Raw genomic sequence first — 17,527 nt, 5'->3', positions numbered from 1 at the left:
AAAGCCTGCCATGAATTTTCCCATGCTAGCTAGCAATGGGAATTGCACAGCAAGCATACGGAATTGTTGGCCATCTGTCTATTTTTTTGCCACCCAGCCTCCCCCCATGGCGCGATACAGGTCCACCGAGGCGACCAGGATGCGCGTCTTCAGTTGCAAACGCCCCACATCGGCGTTGTACAACGTGCGCTGGGCGTCCAGTTCTTCCAGGTAGGAGGCGTAGCCGTTGCGGTAGCGGTTGTGGGCGATGCGCAGCGTTTCGGCGGCCGTGGCGCGGCGGGCGTCGTTTTGCACCGCCTGCTCCTTGAGCCGGTAGATCGCCCCGAGACTGTTGTCGGTTTCTGCGAAGGCGGTGCGCACGGCGTTTTCGTAGGCAAAGACGGACTGGTCGCGCTGCGCGGCGGCGGCGTCGGTCTGATGCTGGACCCGGTCGCCTTCGAATACCGGCGCGGCCACCGCACCGGTCAGCCGCCACAGCGCGGTCGGGGCGTTGACGAAATCGTGCCACTTCAGGTTCTGCACGCCGCCCGCCGCCGTCAGCTTGAACGACGGCAGCAGCTGGTCGCGCGTGGCCTGCAGGTTGGCGTTGACGGCGATCAGATTGTATTCGGCGCGGGCGATGTCGGGCCGGCGCCGCAGCAGCTCGGACGGCAGGCCGGCCGGCACGGACGGCGCTTCGAGCTTTTCCAGTTCCGCGCCGCGCGCGATCGGGCCGGGATTGCCGCCGGCGAGGATCGCCAGCGCGTTTTCCTGCTCGAAGATGGAGCGCCTCAGCTGCGGCAGCTGTTCGGCGGTGGCCTGGTATTCGGCCTGCGCCTGCAGCCACTCCAGCCGCGAGCTGTAGCCGACGTCGAACTGGCGCTTGGCCAGGTCGCGCGATTCCTCGCGCAGCTTCAGCGTGGCTTCGGTCAGCGCCAGTTGGGCGTCCAGCCCGCGCAGGTTGAGGTAGCCCGAGGCGACGGTGGCGGCGATCGACAACGCGGCGGCGTCGGCGTTGGCCTGCTCGGCCTGGTAGGTGGCGGTGGCGGCGTCGGTCAGCGCGGCGAGGCGGCCCCACACGTCCACCTCATAGCTGGCCTGGAATTCGGCCTGGTACACATTGGTGACGTAAGGGATGCCGTTGTAGGCCAGCTGGCGCGTGCGGGTGGGCGCGGTGTCGACGAAGACGTTAGCCTTCTGCCCGGCGGCGGCGACGCCGACCAGCGCGCGGTACTGCGCCACGCGGGAACGGGCGATGCGCAGGTCGCCGTTGTGTTCCAGCGCGGCGGCGACCAGCGCCGTCAGCGCGGGATCGCCGTAGGCTTGCCACCACTGCGGTTCGACTTGCGCCGCGCCCGCCCCCGAGTCGCTGCTGCGCCACGCGGCGGGCGTCTGCAACGACGATGCGGGCGGCGGCGGCGCCTTCGCGGCGCAGCCGGCCAGCGCCAGCGCGGCCCCGGCCAGGACTGCCCGGCATTTCATGGCTTGGCCCCGGCCGCGGCGGCGACGGACGGCTTGGCCGGCGCGCTGTCCGCATCGTTCAGCACCGCCGATGTGTCGATGCTGACGATCACCGACATCCCCGGCGCCAGCCGCCGCGCCTTGGCCTGGCCGGGATCGATGCGGATGCGCACCGGTATGCGTTGCGCGATCTTGACGTAGTTGCCGGTCGCATTATCGGCCGGCAGCACGCTGAACTCCGAGCCGGTGGCCGGCGAGATACGCTCGACCTGCCCGGTCAGCAGCGCGCCGTCGAGCGCATCGACCTTGAAGGTCGCGCTCTGCCCCACCTGCACGCCGTTCATCTGCGTCTCCTTCAGGTTGGCGATCACCCACAGCTGGCGCGGCACCAGTCCCATCAACTGCGCGCCGGTGTTGACGTAGGCGCCCTTGCGCACCGTGACCTGCCCCAGCTGGCCATCCTCCGGCGCCGTGATGCGGGTGTTGTCCAGATCCACCTTGGCCGCCTTCAGCGCGGCCGCCGCGTTGGCCACCGCCGCCTCCAGCGACAGCTTGTTGACCACCACCGACTGCACCTGCTGCCTGGCGATATCCAGGCTGGCGCGCGCCTGCGACACCGCCGCCATGGCCTGCGCCCGCGCCGCCTTCGACGAATCCTGTTCGCGCAGCGACAGCGAACCGTCGGCCGCCAGCGAGTTCACGCGGCTCAGGTCAGCCACCGACTTGGCCGACTGCGCCTCCGCGTTGGCCAGCGTGGCCTGGTTCAGCACCACCCCCGCCTCCGCCGTGCGGCGCGCCTGTTCCCAGTTGGCCAGCGCCGCCTTCTGCGCCGCCAGTTGCGCCTCCGCCTGTTCGTAGCGCTGCTGGTAGATGCGGTCGTCGATCTGCACCAGCAGATCGCCCTGCTTCACCTGCTGGAAGTCCTGCACCCTGACGTCGGTGACATAGCCGGACAACTGTGTGCCGATCAAGGTCACCTGGCCGCGCACCAGCGCATTCTCGGTCGAGACGATGGCGCTGCTGAACGGCGGCAGGCGCCACGCATACAGCACCACCAGCACGCCGATCAGCGCCACCAGCGAAAAGGCGATTGCCGAGATGATCTGCGCGCGCCGGTCCGGCGCCGGCGCGGTGGGCGCCGCCGCAGCCACCGCGGCCGCCGCTGCGGCGGCAGCCACCGCCGCCACGCGCTTTTCGGAAGAAGAGGAATCGTCGGGAGTATTGGTAGCCATGTAGATCAGCGAGCTCCGGAATTGTTGAGGGAAACGTTGGCCATGCCGGTCTGCGCATTGTGCGCGGGCTTGGCCTGGCAGACAACACAGATGTCCCACAGGTAGCGGGCCAGCATCCAGGCCAGCGTCAGCAGCGCCACCAGTGTGATCATCAGGAACACATCGTTATAGGCCAGGATGTTGGCCTCGCGCGTGGCCGCCGCGCCCAGCGCCGCCACGCCGGTGGCGCCGCGGGTGGACGGATCGGCCAGCGCCGCGCCGCCGCTCTGGATGCGCGCAGCCACCAGCGGATCGAGCAGGGTCAGATGGTCGACCAGTATGCTCGAATGGAATTTCTCGCGCACCGACTGGAAGGTGCCGACCAGCGCCGATCCGAGCAGGGTGCCCAAGGTTTGCGTGATGCTGAACATGACCGAGAAGCTGACCAGGTTGTTCGGCGCCGCGATCACGGCGCCGAAGCCCGAGACAAACGTCGGCCCGATGAAGAAGGCGCCGCCAAAGCCCAGCAGGAACTGGCTGACATACAGGTCGGCGGGCCGGGTCAGGTTGGTCGCGTCCGAATCCATGTAGGCGCCGGCCGCCATCACCGCCAGCGAAAACATCAGCTGCAGGGGGATGCGCGCCGGCGTGATGGTCAGCGCGCTCAGCACCAGGCCGGCCACGGTGCCGGCCATCACCACCCACCACAGCATCTGCATCTGGTCGTTGTTCAGGCCCAGCGTCTGCAGAAAGCCCACGGTGCCGTTGGCCTCCGACTGCACCACGCGGATCAGCAGCACCGACAAGGCCAGCCGCGCGATGTTGGCGTTGGTGAGCCAGCGCGTGTTGAGCAGCGGCCGCGCGCGGTTATGCTCGACCAGCAGCGCGCCGGCGATCAGCACGATGGCGCCGGCCAGGCTGAGGCCGAGCCAGCGCGACTCCAGCCACCACACGGTGCGGCCCAGCGCCAGCACCGCCGACAGCAGCGCCACGCCGGGCGCGAACAGGCCGAAGGTGAGGAAGTCCATTTTCTCGAACGCCTTGATGCGGTCGCCCGGCGGCAGCTTGAGCACCAGCACGCAGGCCAGCGACAGCAGCGCCAGTCCCAGCTCGAAGAAGTACAGCCCGCGCCACTCGCCGTACTCCATCAACTCGGACGAAAACAGGCGCGCCATCGGCAGCGCCAGTTGCGAGAAGCCTATGCCCAGCACCACGCCCTTGAGCCGGTGCTGGGCCGGGAAGGCCTGCAGCACGTAGTACAGGCCCAGCGTGGACAGCGCGGCGCCGCTCATGCCGTGCGCCACGCGCACCGCGATGGCCGAGCCGAGGCCGTGCACGAACAAGTGCGCCACCGTCGCTATCGCATAGATCACGAGGAAAAGTTCGGTGAACAGCCGCAGGCCATACTGCTGGCGGAATTTGACCAGCAGCAGGTTCATCGACACGTTGGCCATCACATAGGCGGCCGGCAGCCACTGGATCTCGGCCGAGTACACGCCCAGCGAGCCTTGCAGGTAAGGCAGGTTGACCGACACCAGCGCGTTGCCCAGGCCGCCGGTGATGGCGACGATGAAGCCGACCACGAAAAACGCCAGCCGGCGCGGCGCCGTGTGCAGGGGGCTGGACGGCGACCCGGGCAGCAAGGGCCGCTCGTGTGGAAGCCAAACTTGTGGGGCATAAACATCCATGCGTCAGCGTTTCCTGATCTGTCTTTTGGGAGGCAAAATACCACGATGACGAGCATATCACTATGCGCGCCATCGTTGAATATTTTGCACGCTATCCAAAAGGGATAGACAAAACGCTACAGCACCACCGCCTCGACCTGGCGCTGGAAGTTGCGGTGCGACGCCAACGCATGCTTGAACTGCGCCAGCGCCGGCGCCAATTCCTCCTTCTTCACGCACCACAGCGACAGATCCGGCGCGCCGTTCTCCAGCGTGGCCGGCAGGCCCGCCTTCAGCAGCAGTTCCGCGCCCGCGCCGGCCGCCAGGATAGGCTTGCAGTGGCGGTACTGCTGGCGCACGAAGTCCAGCGCGTCGGCGTCGCGCATCAGCATCGCCGCGCTGGCCGCGCCGTCCGGCACGATCAGCGCGTCGTACAGCACCGGCGCGCCGGCTTCGATGGAGATCTCGATATCGAGCTTGCTGCCGTCGGCCGCCATCAGCTGCCCAAGCTGCGGCGCGACCAGGCGCGGCACCGCGCCGGCCGCCAGCAGGTCCGCGTAGATCGCCTTCACGCTGTCCGCATCGACGCCATGGCCGGCCAGGATGGCGACCCGGCGGGTGGCGATGCCGGTGGCGCCCGGCCGCGCCAGCAGCGAAAGCGCGGGTGACGGCTCGTAGTGCGGCGGCGGCAGGCTGGTCGCCAGCGGCATCGGCGGCGGCACCTCCAGGCCCAGGCCCTGCGCCACGCCGTCGGCCAATATCGGGTCGACATTGGCCAGCATCGACAGCAGGCGCACGCGGATGGCTTGCGTCTGCACGCGGCTCAACTCGAAGCGGTAGGCATCGACGATGTGGGCCTGCTCGGCGGGACTCTGGCTGATCCAGAACAGGCGCGCCTGCGAATAGTGGTCGGCGAACAGCTCGGGCTTGCCGCGCACCTTGTCTTCCGGCGGCTGCGGCATGCCGAAGGCGGTCGTGAAGCCGGCCATGCCGGCCTGGAACGGACAGCCGCCGCCCAGCGAATTGGGCTCGTACGCCACCCGCCCGCGCGGGATGGCCTGGCGATGCATGCCGTCGCGCTGGTTGTTGTGCACCTGCGCCAGCGGCGCATTGACCGGGATCTCGTGGAAATTGGCTCCGCCCAGGCGGCTGATCTGCGTGTCCAGGTAGGAGTGGATGCGCCCCTGCAGCAGCGGGTCGTTGCTGAAGTCTATGCCCGGCACGATGTGCGCGGTGCAGAAGGCCACCTGCTCGGTCTCGGCGAAGAAATTGTCCGGATTGCGGTTCAGCGTCATCTTGCCGACCACCCGCACCGGCACCAGTTCCTCCGGCACGATCTTGGTGGCGTCCAGCACGTCGAACGGGAATTGCGCGGCCTGCTCCTCGGTGAAGATCTGCAGGCCCAGCTCCCATTCCGGATAGGCGCCCGCTTCGATCGCTTCCCACAGGTCGCGGCGGTGGAAGTCGGCATCGGCGCCGCAGATCTTGGCCGCCTCGTCCCACATCAGCGAATGCGTGCCGGCCAGCGGATTCCAGTGGAATTTGCAGAACACCGACTTGCCCTCGGCGTTCACCAGACGGAAGGTGTGCACGCCGAAGCCCTGCATGGTGCGGTAGCTGCGCGGGATCGCGCGGTCCGACAGGTGCCACATCAGCATGTGGGTCGATTCCGGCATCAGCGTGACGAAGTCCCAGAAGGTGTCGTGCGCGCTCGCCGCCTGCGGCATGCCGTTGTGCGGCTCCGGTTTGACGGCGTGCACCAGGTCCGGGAACTTCATCGCGTCCTGGATGAAGAACACCGGAATGTTGTTGCCGACCAGATCCCAGTTGCCTTCGTCGGTGTAGAACTTGACGGCGAAGCCGCGCACATCGCGCACCGTGTCGGCCGAGCCGCGCTCGCCGGCCACGGTGGAGAAGCGCACGAACACCGGCGTGCGCTTGCCCGCCTTGGCGAACGGCGCGGCGCGGGTGACGTCGCTCAAGTCGCCATAGCTTTCGAAGTAGCCGTGTGCGGCCGAACCGCGCGCATGCACCACGCGCTCGGGAATGCGCTCGTGGTCGAAGTGGGTGATTTTTTCGCGCAGGATGAAGTCTTCCATCGCGGTCGGTCCGCGCAGGCCGACCTTCAGCGAATTCTGGTTGTCCGCCACCGGCACGCCCTGGTTGGTGGTCAGGCGCTGGCCGCCGGAATCGACGCGGGCCCGGTCCAACGATGCGTTGGCGGGATTGACGCCGTGCGGCGGCACGCCGCCGCCGGTCTTCGGCGACTCGGTGGTCTCGCCGGCGGTGCTGGCGGTGGCGACCGGATGCGGCACCGGGCAGGTCAGGCCCGCCTGCGGCGTGCGCGCGGCCTCGCCATGTTCGCCTTCCTTGTTGGCGTTGTAAGGCATTTCGCCGGCCAGTTGCTGGCCGCCTGCCGCCTTGTCCAGCAAGGCTTGCTGTTGCGGGGAATCGTTCCCCAGGCTGTCCGGCGGAGGCGCCGACGACGGCCCTGCCACCGTGCTCAAAACGGAACCGGCCCCCATGATGGCGGCCGGTACTTTTTTACCTTGATTCATGGATGTCCCTTGATGAACGGCGCCCGGACGGGCAGCCGGTCATGCCGGCAGCACCGGCCGGACAGCCAGATGTTATTTGGCGCTGCGCGAGCTCAGCAGTTTGGAGATGCCGTAGCCGGCGGCGGCGGCGATCAGCACCGAAATCGCCGGGCTGGCGCGTACGTGGCTGCGGCCCGATTCGGCCAGCGCCTTGTAGCTCTCTTTCACTTGCTTGCTGCGCGCGATCAGGCGGTCCGAGGTGCTTTCCACCGTGTCGGCAACCTTGTCTACGCCGCCATGGGCGCTGGCTGCCAGGCGGTCGGTGGTTGCGGGCACCTTATCGGCCACCTTGTCGATGGCGGCGTGCGCGTCGGCGCGCAAATCCTTGCCGATTTGGGTGACGCCGTCGCGGGTGCTGTTGAGTTTGTTTTCAATACTGTTTTCCATGATGCTTTCCTCTCGTTGTATGTTGGACTGCAAGGGACACGATAGGCCCCTTGCCGATGCTTGACCGTGCGGAAACTAACAAACGGGTGCATCGCACCAATGCGTTCTTATATGTGAACTGGCACACGGACGGGACCGGCAAAAAGGAGGATGCTGGGGCGTTACGATCGAGTCCAGGAGAGCGCCATGTTTCCCATCTCATCCGCAGCGCCAGGCTTCGTGCCGGCAGTGGTGGAAAGCAGCGCCGTTACGCAGGTCGGCCAGGAAGGCGTCACCGCCGTCGGGTCCGCCACCGATGCGCCCAGGGCGGCATCGGTCTCCGTCGAGCTGTCGCCGGTGGCGAATTTCCTGCTGGCCGTATCGCAATCTCGGGAGCAACTTACTGGCCTGCAAACACGGGACGCCGACCTGCGTGCCGGCCTCTTGAATGACGCAACGCAAAATGTGGTGAATGCGTTCAACTTGTTGCCGTCGGTGGATTTCAACCAAGCTCAGTCACAAGGCAATTCCCTGCTGAACAATCTGGTGCAGAGCATCAGCGAGCAGAATACCGCGCAGCAGCTGGCGCGCGTGGGCGTGACCTTGCAGCCGCCGCTGCTGTCGGATGCGACCGGCGGCCTGTCGCTGGACAACGAGGTGCTGCGCGCGGCGTTCAACACGGACAGCCAGGCCACCACGTCGACCTTGCAAAACACGCTGGACACCTTCAGCAACCTGGCCACGCGGTTCGCCGAGCAGCTCAGCGCGGCCGGCACCAGCGCAACCCAGGCGCTGCCGTTCGCCAGCCAGGCGCCGTTGACACTGGCCGATGCGGTGGCCAACGCGCAGCTGGACCTGGCCCGTGCCGACCTGGGTCAGCTGGCACGGAGTCCGTTCCAGGAAACCGCCGCCGACCGGCTGGCCGCGCAGCGGGCGGCGCAGGAGCAGCCGCCGGCCGCGCAATCGCTGGCGCCGCCTTCACCGATCGTCAATCCGCTGCAGGCATCGACGGCCGAGGTGATCGCCGCGCAAAATGCGCAGGCGCCGCAGACAACCCAGGCAACCCAGGCTGCGGCGGATACGGCGGCGGCACCGGCCGGCACGGATACCACGCAGACCACGTCGAACACCGCGCAAGCCACTGCGGACGCGGCACGCGCCGCCGCGGCGGCGCAGACGGCGCGGCAGCAATCGACGGCGGACCTGGGCGCGGCGACGGCGGCCGGCACGCAGGCCGCGGCGCAGGCCGGGCTTGCGCAGAACGCGGCGGCATCGGCTGCCGCGCTCAACACCGCCAACGCCACGCCGGCGCAACAGGCCACGGCTGCGCAAAACGCCGCTGCGAACGTGGCTGCCGCCAATGCCGCCGCCGCCTCGGCGGCGGCCCAGGCGCAGGCCGCGCAAAGTGCGGCCGACGCGCTGGCCGCGCAGAACGCCGCGGCCACCGCCGCGGTAGCGGACGCGCGCGCGGCGCAAGCCGCCGCCACGACGCCGGAAGCCGCCAACGCTGCGGCGGCCGTCGCCGCCCAGCAAGCCGGTGCGGCCCAGGCCACCGCCGCCAGCCTGGCCGCAGCCAACGCCGCTGCGGCAGCCGCCGCGCAACAAGCCGCGGGGGGGGGGGGGGGGGGGGGCCCCGCCCCCCCCCCCCCGCGCAAGCTGGTGACGACCGGTTATAGCTATGAGTGTAGCGTGCGATCCGCGCCACACCCTAGACAATATGCGGATCGGTTTGATTTGGCACAACGGCGGCCACCCGTTTCCGCCTGTAGGCTAGAGCTAATTTGATGCCCGAATGAAAGGAAATAATGGTCAAACAGGGGCCAATGGCCTACGAATTAAGCGTTTCAAAAATACAACAAGAAGGTGGATTTCTTTGGCTTTCGACCAAAACAAGCGGTCATAATCAACCATTCCAGCGCTTTTGACCCGGCGAGACATTAAGGTTCTTACCAACCAAGGGTCGTCATGCGGCCTGACAGCTTCAGAAATTTGCACGTTCACTCATAAAGGAATAACTCAAATGAAAAAATCTTTAGTGGCTTTGGCACTCATGGGCGTATTTGCTGGCGCATACGCGCAATCGTCCGTGACCATCTATGGCACTGTAGATGCAGGTCTGTCCAAGCGCACCGGCACCACCGTCGCCGTTGGCAAACGTGACAACAACAAACTGGGTTTCCGCGGCGTCGAAGACCTGGGCAGCGGCCTGAAAGCCATCTTCCAACTGGAGATCCGCTACGAGCCGGACACCGGCACCATTGAAAACACGTCGGGCGCCAACAGCCGTCCGCTGTTCCAGGGCCAGAGCCGCGTCGGCCTGCAGGGCGACTTCGGTACCGTCCGCCTGGGCCGCGGCCTGACCGCCTTCCAGGAAACCAGCACCGCCTTCGAACCATGGAGCGGCATGCCAGCCGTCGCCGGCTACCAGACCGACCTGCAAGTGGCCGGCTACACCAGCGATCCGCTGAGCCCGGTCGGCAACTCGGCCAACCGCTTCTCGAACGCCATCTTCTATAACACCCCGGTCATCGCCGGCATCTTCCAGATCAACGCCACCGTTGCCACCAAGGATGCACTGGGCAACGCCGCGATCGTCGGCAAGGGCACCGCCGCCGCGCCGCAATACCCGGCCAACACCACGCTGAACACCGCGCCGTACTCGCTGACCGCCACCGCCAACAACGGTCCGTTCGCCGCCTACATCGCCTATGAAAAGAACGCGGTGGAAACCAAGCTGTGGTCGATCGGCGCTTCGCTGAAGCCTATCAACGATCTGAAGCTGATGGCTTCCTACCAGGCACAAGACCAGTCCAACAGCGTGCTGATCAATCCTAAGACCAAGGCCTGGCTGATCGGCGCCAACTACACCGTTGGTGCTGGCCTGATCCGCGCCGGCTACGGCCAGAAGACCCCGGACAACGTCCTGGCGAATCCAGCCATCGCCAAGACCAAGCAGGCGTCGATCGGCTACGACTACAACCTGTCGGCCCGCACCTATCTGTATGTTGATGCCTCGAACAAGAAGGCAGCAACCACGCTGAATTTCTACAGCGTCGGTATCCACCACAACTTCTAAGTCGCGCAGTCGGCAAGAACTGCCGGCGATAGTGTTGGGGAATGACGGACATGGGCAACCATGTCCGTTTTTTTTCGTTTAGAATGACCTTGCCTCTCAACACACGTAGATAAAGTAACTCAATGACTGCCCCCCTGGATTCCACCCTCGTCGCACAATACCTGACCGATCACCCGCATTTCTTCGAAGAGCATGCCGATTTGCTGGGCGAAATCAAACTGGCCAGCCCGCTGACGGGACGCGCCGTGTCGCTGCAGGAGCGCCAGATGGAAGTGATGCGCGACAAGTACAAGGCGCTGGAACTGCGCATGAGCAACCTGATGCGCCTGGCGGCCGAGAACGAAGCCATCGCCAACAAATTTCACCGCTGGACCAAGATCCTGCTGGAAGCGGAAGATGTCGGCTCCATGCCGCACGCCGTGGTCAGCGGCCTGAAGTCCAGCTTCGACGTGCCGCAGGTCACGCTGCGCATCTGGGAAACCGCGCCCGACTATGCCGGCGAATGGTTCGTCAACGGCGTGTCGGAAGACGCCCGCATCTTCGCCAACAGCCTGATGGCGCCGTACTGCGGCACCAACAAGGATTTCGAAGCGGTGCGCTGGCTGGAAGACGCGTCCGGCATCACGTCCACCGTCATCATTCCGCTGCGCAAACCGGGCAACAAGAGCGCCTTCGGCCTGCTGATCCTGGGCTCGGCCGATCCGGCCCGCTTCACCTCGCTGATGGCCACCGACTTCCTGGTCCACATCGGCGAAACCACCAGCACCGCGCTGGCCTGGTTGCTGGCCTGAACGACACCATGAGCGCCGAACCAGACAGCAAGCTGACCTGGATCGACGCTTACCTGGCCCAGCTGCGCGACCAGCGCCAGCTGTCGCCGCACACCGTGGCCGCCTATGCGCGCGATCTGCAGGAATTGGCCGAGTTGTCGGCCGGCCAGGATTGGCCGCAGCTCGACCATTTCGCCATCCGCCGGCTGACCGCCAAACTGCACTCGCGCCAGCTCGATCCCCGTTCGATCGCCCGCAAGCTGTCCAGCTGGCGCGGCTTTTTCGAATGGCTGAGCGCCCAGATCACCCTATCCTCCAACCCGGTGCAGGGCGTGCGCGCCCCCAAGCAGGCCAGGACGCTGCCGCGCGCGCTGTCGGTCGACGACGCCGTGCGGCTGGTGGCGCCGTCCACGCCGCACGCCGGCGCCGCCCCCGAGGCCGCCGGGCTGTGCAACCGCGCCATGTTCGAACTGTTGTATTCCAGCGGCCTGCGGGTATCCGAGCTGGCCGGACTGGACTTGACCGCCGGCAAGGGCGCGCTGGGCTGGGTGGCGCTGGAAAACCACGAAGTCGTCGTCACCGGCAAGGGCAACAAGCAGCGCATCGTGCCGGTCGGCCAGGCGGCGATGGACGCGCTGGCGGCCTGGATCGCCGTGCGGCCGGCGCCGGCCGACGGCGGCAACGCGCTATTCCTCAGCAGCCGCGGCACCCGGGTCTCGCCGCGGGTGATACAGCAGCGCCTGCAGGCCCACGGCGTGGCCAGCGGCGCCCCGGTGCACGTGCACCCGCACATGCTGCGCCATTCGTTCGCCTCGCACGTGCTGCAGTCGTCGGGCGACTTGCGGGCGGTGCAGGAAATGCTGGGCCATTCCAGCATCAGCTCGACCCAGGTCTATACGGCGCTGGATTTCCAGCACCTGGCCGAGGTGTACGACAAGGCGCACCCCCGGGCCAAAATCAAATAGGCGGTACTGATACGCCTCAAACGGGCGATTTGCTAGCATCCGCCAAATTCCGGCATAATCGGCCGATTGCATTTTTGCATTTGATCCCCATCTAGGGTATCCCCATAGACCAGACTGGCACGTACCATGGCACTGATACCGACCACCATCCTCACCGGCTTCCTCGGCGCCGGCAAGACCACGCTGCTGAACCGCATCCTGCAGGAGCAGCACGGCATGCGCATCGCCGTCATCGAGAACGAGTTCGGGCAGGAAAACATCGACAACGAAATCCTGGTCCAGGACAGCGGCGAACAGATCGTGGAAATGAACAACGGCTGCATCTGCTGCACCGTGCGCGGCGACCTGATCGTCGCCCTGAGCGGCCTGGCGCAGAAGCGCGCGGCCGGCGAACTGCAGTTCGACCGCGTCGTCATCGAGACCACCGGCCTCGCCAATCCCGGCCCGGTGGCGCAGACCTTCTTCGTCGACGAAGAAGTGGGCACTCACTACATGCTGGACGCCGTGGTCACCGTGGTCGACGCCCGCCATGCGATGGACCAGCTGGACCAGCACGAGGAAGCCCAGCGCCAGGTCGGTTTCGCCGACAAGATGCTGCTGTCCAAGACCGACCTGGTCAGCGCCGAAGACGTCGCGACCCTGACCGCCCGCCTCAAGCGCATCAACCCGCGCGCGCCGATCAGCAAGGCCGATTTCGGCCGCGCGCCGCTGTCCGAGGTGCTGGACCTGAAGGGCTTCAACCTGAACGACAAACTGGAGCTCGATCCGGACTTCCTGGAAACAGAACAGGCCCATGACGACGATCACGTGCATGATGAGCACTGCGGCCACGATCACGCCCATGGGCACGATCATGCGCACGGCCATAACCACCACCATGCCCACCACAGCGACGATATCGCGGCTTTTGTGTTCAAAAGCACACGCCCGTTCGATACCGCCAAGCTGGACGAGTTCCTCGGCGGCTTGGTGAATGTCTATGGTCCTCGCATGCTGCGCTACAAAGGCGTATTGTTGATGAAAGACGCCGACCGCAAGGTGGTGTTCCAGGGCGTGCACCAGATTATGGGCAGCGACCTGGGTGCCAAATGGGGAGAAAACGACGTTCGTGGCAGCAAAATGGTGTTTATCGGCAAAAATCTGCCGAAAGATATCTTTATTAGTGGTTTGGAACAATGTCTGGTATAAACTATCCGGGTTTTGTGGGGATAGCTAAAAAGCTACAAAACCCGGGCTGATTAATGTGAAAACTCTGTCGTATCGAAGGTAAGCGAAGTTATGACCAAAACTAATAAATCGACCCCCGCCGCCGCCGACCGCATCCTGACCGAAGAAGAAATTCTGAAGATGGATGAAAAGGATTATATGAATCCGGCGCAAATGGCCTTTTTCAAAGCGAAGCTGCAAGCGCTGGAGAAAGAGCTGTTGAAAAACGCAGGCGAAACTACCGAACACCTGCGCGAAACCGTGCTCGTGCCGGACCCGGCCGACCGCGCAACCATCGAAGAGGAACACGCGCTGGAACTGCGCACCCGCGACCGCGAGCGCAAGCTGCTCAAGAAGGTCCAGCAATCGATCGTCGCCATCGACGGCGGCGACTACGGCTGGTGCGAGGAAACCGGCGAACCGATCGGCATTCCACGCCTGATCGCCCGCCCTACCGCGACGCTGTCGCTGGAAGCGCAGCAGCGCCGCGAACTGAAGCAGAAACTGTACGGCGATTAATTCGCCTCGACTTTAAAAAAAGCACGCCGGCCGCGTGCTTTTTTTTACGGCAGCTAACGAGGATCAGCGTGGGACTGTTCTCCATCTTCAAGAAGACCGACGCCGCAAGCGCCGCGGCGACGGTGCAGCCGTCCGACGACGACGAGGCCGCGCGCCTGGCCGCCAACAGCGAAACCGAGCGCCAGCTGCAGCAGGCGCGCCAGCGCGAGATCGCCCGCGCCACCGCGATGAAGATCGACGCCATTGAATCGGCGATGACCTTCGACATCTTCAACGAACCGGAACCGGCCTGGGGCAGCCAGCGCAACCGCCCGCCCAGACAACGCGCCGCCACCGCCGGCGGCCCCGACACCCAGGCCCTGGCCGACATCCCCACCACGCTGCTGCTGCGCGACGAAGACTTGCCGCAACTGGCGGTGGCCGCCGAGACCGCGCCGGTGGTCGAGGAAATCGCCATCCTGTACGCCAACGGCCAGGGCGCCGTGGCCGAGCAGCTGCTGAGCGCGGCGGTGAGCGAGGCCGGCGGCGACCGCACCGTCTGGTGGATGCTGTTCGACCTGTACCAGGTGCAGGGCCAGCAGGAGCGCTTCGACAACCTGTCGATCGACTACGCCAGCACCTTCGAAACCTCGCCGCCGTCGTGGAACGCGCCGGCCGTGCTGGCCGCCGCCTCGCCGGAATGGGCCGGCGTGACGCCGACCGAATCGTTTGCCGGCGTGCTGGACGCTCACATCGACCCGCAGCTGGAGCGGCTGCGCCAGCTGTCCGCCGACAACCCGGTGCTGCGGCTGGAATTCGGCCGCGTCACCGCGATCGAGCCGGGCGGCTGCGCGCTGCTGCTCGACACCTTACGCCAGCTGCAGGCCAGGCAGCGCGAGCTGATCCTGGTGGCGGCGCCGGCGCTGGTCGGCCTGCTGCGCGCCAGCATCGCCGTCGGCCGCCGCGACGACACCGAGGCGCCGTGGCTGCTGTTGCTGGAGCTGCTGCAGCTGCTGAACCGAGAAAAGGAATTCGAGCAGATCGGCATGGACTACTGCGTCACCTTCGAAGTGTCGCCGCCGTCGTTCGTGGCGCCGCACAAGGTGGCGACGGCCCCGGTCCAGCACGTTTCCGCCTCGCCGGACCGCTTCATGCTGCCGCCGCAGGTGGAACACCAGCTCGGCCCTTTACTCCCGGCGATACAGCACTATGCTGATCAGTACCAGACGCTGGTGTTCGACTGCTCGCGGCTGACGCGCATCGACTATGCCTGCGCCAACCAGGCCCACGCCTGCCTGCTGGCGCTGCACCAGCAGGGCAAGAAAATCGAATTCCGCGACGTCAACCACCTGGTCACCGCTTTGCTGAGGTTGCTGGGCTACGCCGACATCGCCCGGATTTATCCGCATAAGTACTGAACTTGCAATCCTAGTTTCCAGCCCCACTTTTCAGTCTTGAAGCAGTCCGCGTCATTACTTTGAGGTAACTATGGAACAATTTCACGGCACCACCATCCTGTGCGTGCGTCGCGGCAAGGAAGTCGCGCTGGGCGGCGACGGCCAGGTCACGCTGGGCAACATCGTCATGAAGGGCACGGCCCGCAAGGTGCGCAAGGTGTACCAGGGCAAGGTGCTGGTCGGCTTCGCCGGCGGCACCGCCGACGCCTTCACCCTGCTCGACCGTTTCGAAGGCAAGCTGGAAAAACACCAGGGCAACCTGCTGCGCGCCTCGGTCGAGCTGGCCAAGGACTGGCGCACCGACCGCGTGCTGCGCCGGCTGGAGGCGATGCTGCTGGTGGCCGACACCGAATCGACGCTGGTGATCACCGGCAACGGCGACGTGCTGGAGCCGGAAGACGGCATCGGCGCGATCGGCTCGGGTGGCATCTACGCGCAATCGGCGGCCAAGGCGCTGGTGGAAAACACGGAACTGTCGCCGGCGGAAATCGTCAAAAAATCACTGACCATCGCCGGCCAATTGTGCATCTACACCAATCTGAATCACATCATTGAAACTCTGGATCCAGCATGAACATGACTCCGCAGGAAATCGTCGGCGAGCTCGACAAACACGTGGTCGGCCAGGGCAAGGCCAAGAAGGCGGTCGCCATCGCGCTGCGCAACCGCTGGCGGCGTCAGCAAGTGGAAGAGCCGCTGCGCCATGAAATCACGCCGAAGAACATCTTGATGATAGGCCCGACCGGCGTCGGCAAGACCGAGATCGCGCGCCGCCTGGCCAAGCTGGCCGACGCGCCCTTCATCAAGATCGAGGCCACCAAGTTCACCGAGGTCGGCTATGTCGGCCGCGACGTCGACACCATCATCCGCGACCTGATCGACATCGGCGTCAAGCAGACCCGCTCGGCCGAGATGGCCAAGGTGCGCGCGCGCGCCGAGGACGCCGCCGAAGACCGCGTGCTCGACATCCTGCTGCCGCCGGCGCGCGACTTCGGCTTCCACCAGGGCACCGCGGCGGACGCGCCGAAGGAAGGCAAGGATGGCGACAGCACGCGCCAGACCTTCCGCAAGCGCCTGCGCCAGGGCGAGCTGGACGACAAGGAAATCGAGATCGAGCTGGCCGAGAGCGGCCCGCAGATGGAAATCATGGCGCCGCCCGGCATGGAGGAAATGACCGAGCAGATCAAGTCCATGTTCTCCGGCATCGGCGGCAACCGCAGGAAGGCGCGCAAGGTCAAGATCAAGGAAGCGATGAAGGTGCTGCTCGACGAGGAGGCCGCCAAGCTGGTCAACGACGACGAGATGAAGCAGAAGGCGATCCAGAACGTCGAGCAGAACGGCATCGTGTTCCTCGACGAGATCGACAAGATCGCCTCGCGCTCGGAAGTGGGCGGGGCCGACGTCTCGCGCGCCGGCGTGCAGCGCGACCTGCTGCCGCTGGTCGAAGGCACCACCGTCAACACCAAGTACGGCATGATCAAGACCGACCACATCCTGTTCATCGCGTCCGGCGCCTTCCACCTGGCCAAGCCGTCGGACCTGATCCCGGAGCTGCAGGGCCGCTTCCCCATCCGCGTTGAACTGGAATCGCTGTCGATCGCCGATTTCGAGCGTATCCTGACCAGCACCGACGCCTGCCTGACCAAGCAGTACGAGGCGCTGCTGGCGACCGAGAACGTCAAGATCGAGTTCACGCCGGAAGGCATCACGCGGCTGGCGGAAATCGCCTACTCGGTCAACGAGCGCACCGAGAACATCGGCGCGCGCCGCCTGTACACGGTGATGGAAAAGCTGCTGGAGGAACTGTCGTTCACGGCCAGCGAAGACAGCGGCAAGGTCATCGCCATCGACGCGGCGTATGTGAACGCGCGGCTCGATGCGCTGGCGGTCAACGAAGACCTGTCGCGCTATGTGCTGTAACCCGGTGTTGTAAAGGAGTTTGGCGATGGCAAACAAGGCACTGTCGACCCGCCAGAAGATGACGATACGGGTGGAACCGTCGCAGAAGCCGCCGCGCAATCCGGTCGCGGTGGCGGCCAAGGCGCGCGCCGGCGGCGCCGGCCCGCACGCCAAGCCGCAATCGACGGACCGGCAGGCGGCCAAGCGCCTGCTGGCCAGGATCAACCTGAAGCCGGATCCGGAAGAGCGGTAACCGTCAGCGGGGGGCGGGGGGGGGGGGCCCCCGCGGGGGTTTTATTGAGAAAATTTTTTACACCCCCCACCAGACCAAAAAGAAGGGGGGGGGGTTTAAAAAAAAAAAAAAGCCGCCCCGAA

The 17,527-nt window shown here is 65.7% G+C and carries 15 protein-coding genes; 10 read left to right on the top strand and 5 right to left on the bottom strand.

Going from position 1 to position 17,527, the window contains the following annotated elements; all coding sequences use genetic code 11:
• Nucleotides 1–78 precede the first annotated feature (78 nt).
• The 5 genes from ACCD07_RS26130 to ACCD07_RS26110 all read right to left on the bottom strand — a co-directional run bounded on the left by ACCD07_RS26130 (nt 79) and on the right by ACCD07_RS26110 (nt 7,302).
• Nucleotides 79–1,461 carry an efflux transporter outer membrane subunit gene (locus tag ACCD07_RS26130; RefSeq protein ID WP_413449014.1) on the bottom strand — a complete coding sequence of 461 codons (1,383 nt, stop codon included), beginning with the start codon at nt 1,459–1,461 and terminating at the stop codon, nt 79–81.
• Nucleotides 1,458–2,672, bottom strand: a complete 1,215-nt coding sequence (locus ACCD07_RS26125; protein WP_413449013.1) for an HlyD family secretion protein — start codon at nt 2,670–2,672, stop codon at nt 1,458–1,460. The genes ACCD07_RS26130 and ACCD07_RS26125 overlap by 4 nt, the downstream gene beginning before the upstream one ends.
• A gap of 5 nt (nt 2,673–2,677) precedes the next feature.
• On the bottom strand, nt 2,678–4,294 hold the full coding sequence (locus ACCD07_RS26120; protein WP_413449012.1) for an MFS transporter: 1,617 nt from the start codon (nt 4,292–4,294) through the stop codon (nt 2,678–2,680).
• A gap of 161 nt (nt 4,295–4,455) precedes the next feature.
• The gene (locus ACCD07_RS26115) at nt 4,456–6,876 is read right to left on the bottom strand and encodes a catalase (RefSeq protein WP_413449011.1); all 2,421 of its coding nucleotides are present in this window, start codon (nt 6,874–6,876) and stop codon (nt 4,456–4,458) included.
• A 72-nt stretch (nt 6,877–6,948) separates the two neighbouring features.
• Nucleotides 6,949–7,302, bottom strand: coding sequence for a hypothetical protein (locus tag ACCD07_RS26110; protein ID WP_176652708.1), 354 nt, complete (start codon nt 7,300–7,302; stop codon nt 6,949–6,951).
• 186 nt (nt 7,303–7,488) lie between these two features.
• On the opposite strand from ACCD07_RS26110, the gene ACCD07_RS26105 reads away from it, so the two are divergent.
• From ACCD07_RS26105 to ACCD07_RS26060, 10 genes are all read left to right on the top strand, one after another.
• A complete protein-coding gene (locus ACCD07_RS26105) occupies nt 7,489–9,066 on the top strand; it encodes a hypothetical protein (protein ID WP_413449010.1) in 1,578 nt (525 codons plus the stop codon).
• Between the two features lie 235 nt (nt 9,067–9,301).
• Nucleotides 9,302–10,357 (top strand): porin, encoded by a 1,056-nt coding sequence (locus tag ACCD07_RS26100; protein ID WP_176652954.1) that lies wholly within the window; start codon nt 9,302–9,304, stop codon nt 10,355–10,357.
• Between the two features lie 122 nt (nt 10,358–10,479).
• Complete coding sequence (locus ACCD07_RS26095) at nt 10,480–11,148, top strand: DUF484 family protein (protein WP_176652955.1); 669 nt, start codon at nt 10,480–10,482, stop codon at nt 11,146–11,148.
• An 8-nt stretch (nt 11,149–11,156) separates the two neighbouring features.
• Nucleotides 11,157–12,092, top strand: coding sequence for a tyrosine recombinase XerC (xerC, locus tag ACCD07_RS26090; RefSeq protein ID WP_176652956.1), 936 nt, complete (start codon nt 11,157–11,159; stop codon nt 12,090–12,092).
• Between the two features lie 126 nt (nt 12,093–12,218).
• The gene (locus tag ACCD07_RS26085) at nt 12,219–13,280 is read left to right on the top strand and encodes a CobW family GTP-binding protein (protein WP_176652957.1); all 1,062 of its coding nucleotides are present in this window, start codon (nt 12,219–12,221) and stop codon (nt 13,278–13,280) included.
• Nucleotides 13,281–13,370: 90 nt separating this feature from the next.
• The gene (dksA, locus tag ACCD07_RS26080; RefSeq protein ID WP_008443997.1) at nt 13,371–13,817 is read left to right on the top strand and encodes an RNA polymerase-binding protein DksA; all 447 of its coding nucleotides are present in this window, start codon (nt 13,371–13,373) and stop codon (nt 13,815–13,817) included.
• A gap of 68 nt (nt 13,818–13,885) precedes the next feature.
• Nucleotides 13,886–15,214 carry an STAS domain-containing protein gene (locus ACCD07_RS26075; RefSeq protein ID WP_176652958.1) on the top strand — a complete coding sequence of 443 codons (1,329 nt, stop codon included), beginning with the start codon at nt 13,886–13,888 and terminating at the stop codon, nt 15,212–15,214.
• Nucleotides 15,215–15,284: 70 nt separating this feature from the next.
• The gene (hslV, locus tag ACCD07_RS26070) at nt 15,285–15,827 is read left to right on the top strand and encodes an ATP-dependent protease subunit HslV (protein ID WP_413449009.1); all 543 of its coding nucleotides are present in this window, start codon (nt 15,285–15,287) and stop codon (nt 15,825–15,827) included.
• Nucleotides 15,824–17,173: an ATP-dependent protease ATPase subunit HslU gene (gene hslU, locus ACCD07_RS26065; RefSeq protein WP_353403919.1), complete on the top strand. Its 1,350-nt coding sequence runs from the start codon at nt 15,824–15,826 to the stop codon at nt 17,171–17,173. The genes hslV and hslU overlap by 4 nt, the downstream gene beginning before the upstream one ends.
• A 25-nt stretch (nt 17,174–17,198) precedes the next feature.
• Complete coding sequence (locus tag ACCD07_RS26060) at nt 17,199–17,405, top strand: hypothetical protein (protein WP_176652961.1); 207 nt, start codon at nt 17,199–17,201, stop codon at nt 17,403–17,405.
• The last annotated feature ends 122 nt before the right edge of the window (nt 17,406–17,527 follow it).

Source organism: Duganella sp. Dugasp56 (genome assembly GCF_047304105.1).
Lineage (GTDB): Bacteria > Pseudomonadota > Gammaproteobacteria > Burkholderiales > Burkholderiaceae_D > Rugamonas > Rugamonas hordei.
The sequence above is the reverse complement of the archived record's forward strand: the minus strand, read 5'-3'. Positions and strand labels throughout refer to the sequence as shown.

Coding starts and splice junctions, on each gene's coding strand:
- ACCD07_RS26105 (WP_413449010.1), top strand. CDS start 7,489: ATGTTTCCCATCTCATCCGCAGCGCCAGGCTTCGTGCCGGCAGTGGTG.
- ACCD07_RS26095 (WP_176652955.1), top strand. CDS start 10,480: ATGACTGCCCCCCTGGATTCCACCCTCGTCGCACAATACCTGACCGAT.
- xerC (WP_176652956.1), top strand. CDS start 11,157: ATGAGCGCCGAACCAGACAGCAAGCTGACCTGGATCGACGCTTACCTG.
- ACCD07_RS26130 (WP_413449014.1), bottom strand. CDS start 1,461: ATGAAATGCCGGGCAGTCCTGGCCGGGGCCGCGCTGGCGCTGGCCGGC.
- hslU (WP_353403919.1), top strand. CDS start 15,824: ATGAACATGACTCCGCAGGAAATCGTCGGCGAGCTCGACAAACACGTG.
- ACCD07_RS26115 (WP_413449011.1), bottom strand. CDS start 6,876: ATGAATCAAGGTAAAAAAGTACCGGCCGCCATCATGGGGGCCGGTTCC.
- dksA (WP_008443997.1), top strand. CDS start 13,371: ATGACCAAAACTAATAAATCGACCCCCGCCGCCGCCGACCGCATCCTG.
- ACCD07_RS26110 (WP_176652708.1), bottom strand. CDS start 7,302: ATGGAAAACAGTATTGAAAACAAACTCAACAGCACCCGCGACGGCGTC.
- ACCD07_RS26085 (WP_176652957.1), top strand. CDS start 12,219: ATGGCACTGATACCGACCACCATCCTCACCGGCTTCCTCGGCGCCGGC.
- ACCD07_RS26060 (WP_176652961.1), top strand. CDS start 17,199: ATGGCAAACAAGGCACTGTCGACCCGCCAGAAGATGACGATACGGGTG.
- ACCD07_RS26125 (WP_413449013.1), bottom strand. CDS start 2,672: ATGGCTACCAATACTCCCGACGATTCCTCTTCTTCCGAAAAGCGCGTG.
- ACCD07_RS26100 (WP_176652954.1), top strand. CDS start 9,302: ATGAAAAAATCTTTAGTGGCTTTGGCACTCATGGGCGTATTTGCTGGC.
- hslV (WP_413449009.1), top strand. CDS start 15,285: ATGGAACAATTTCACGGCACCACCATCCTGTGCGTGCGTCGCGGCAAG.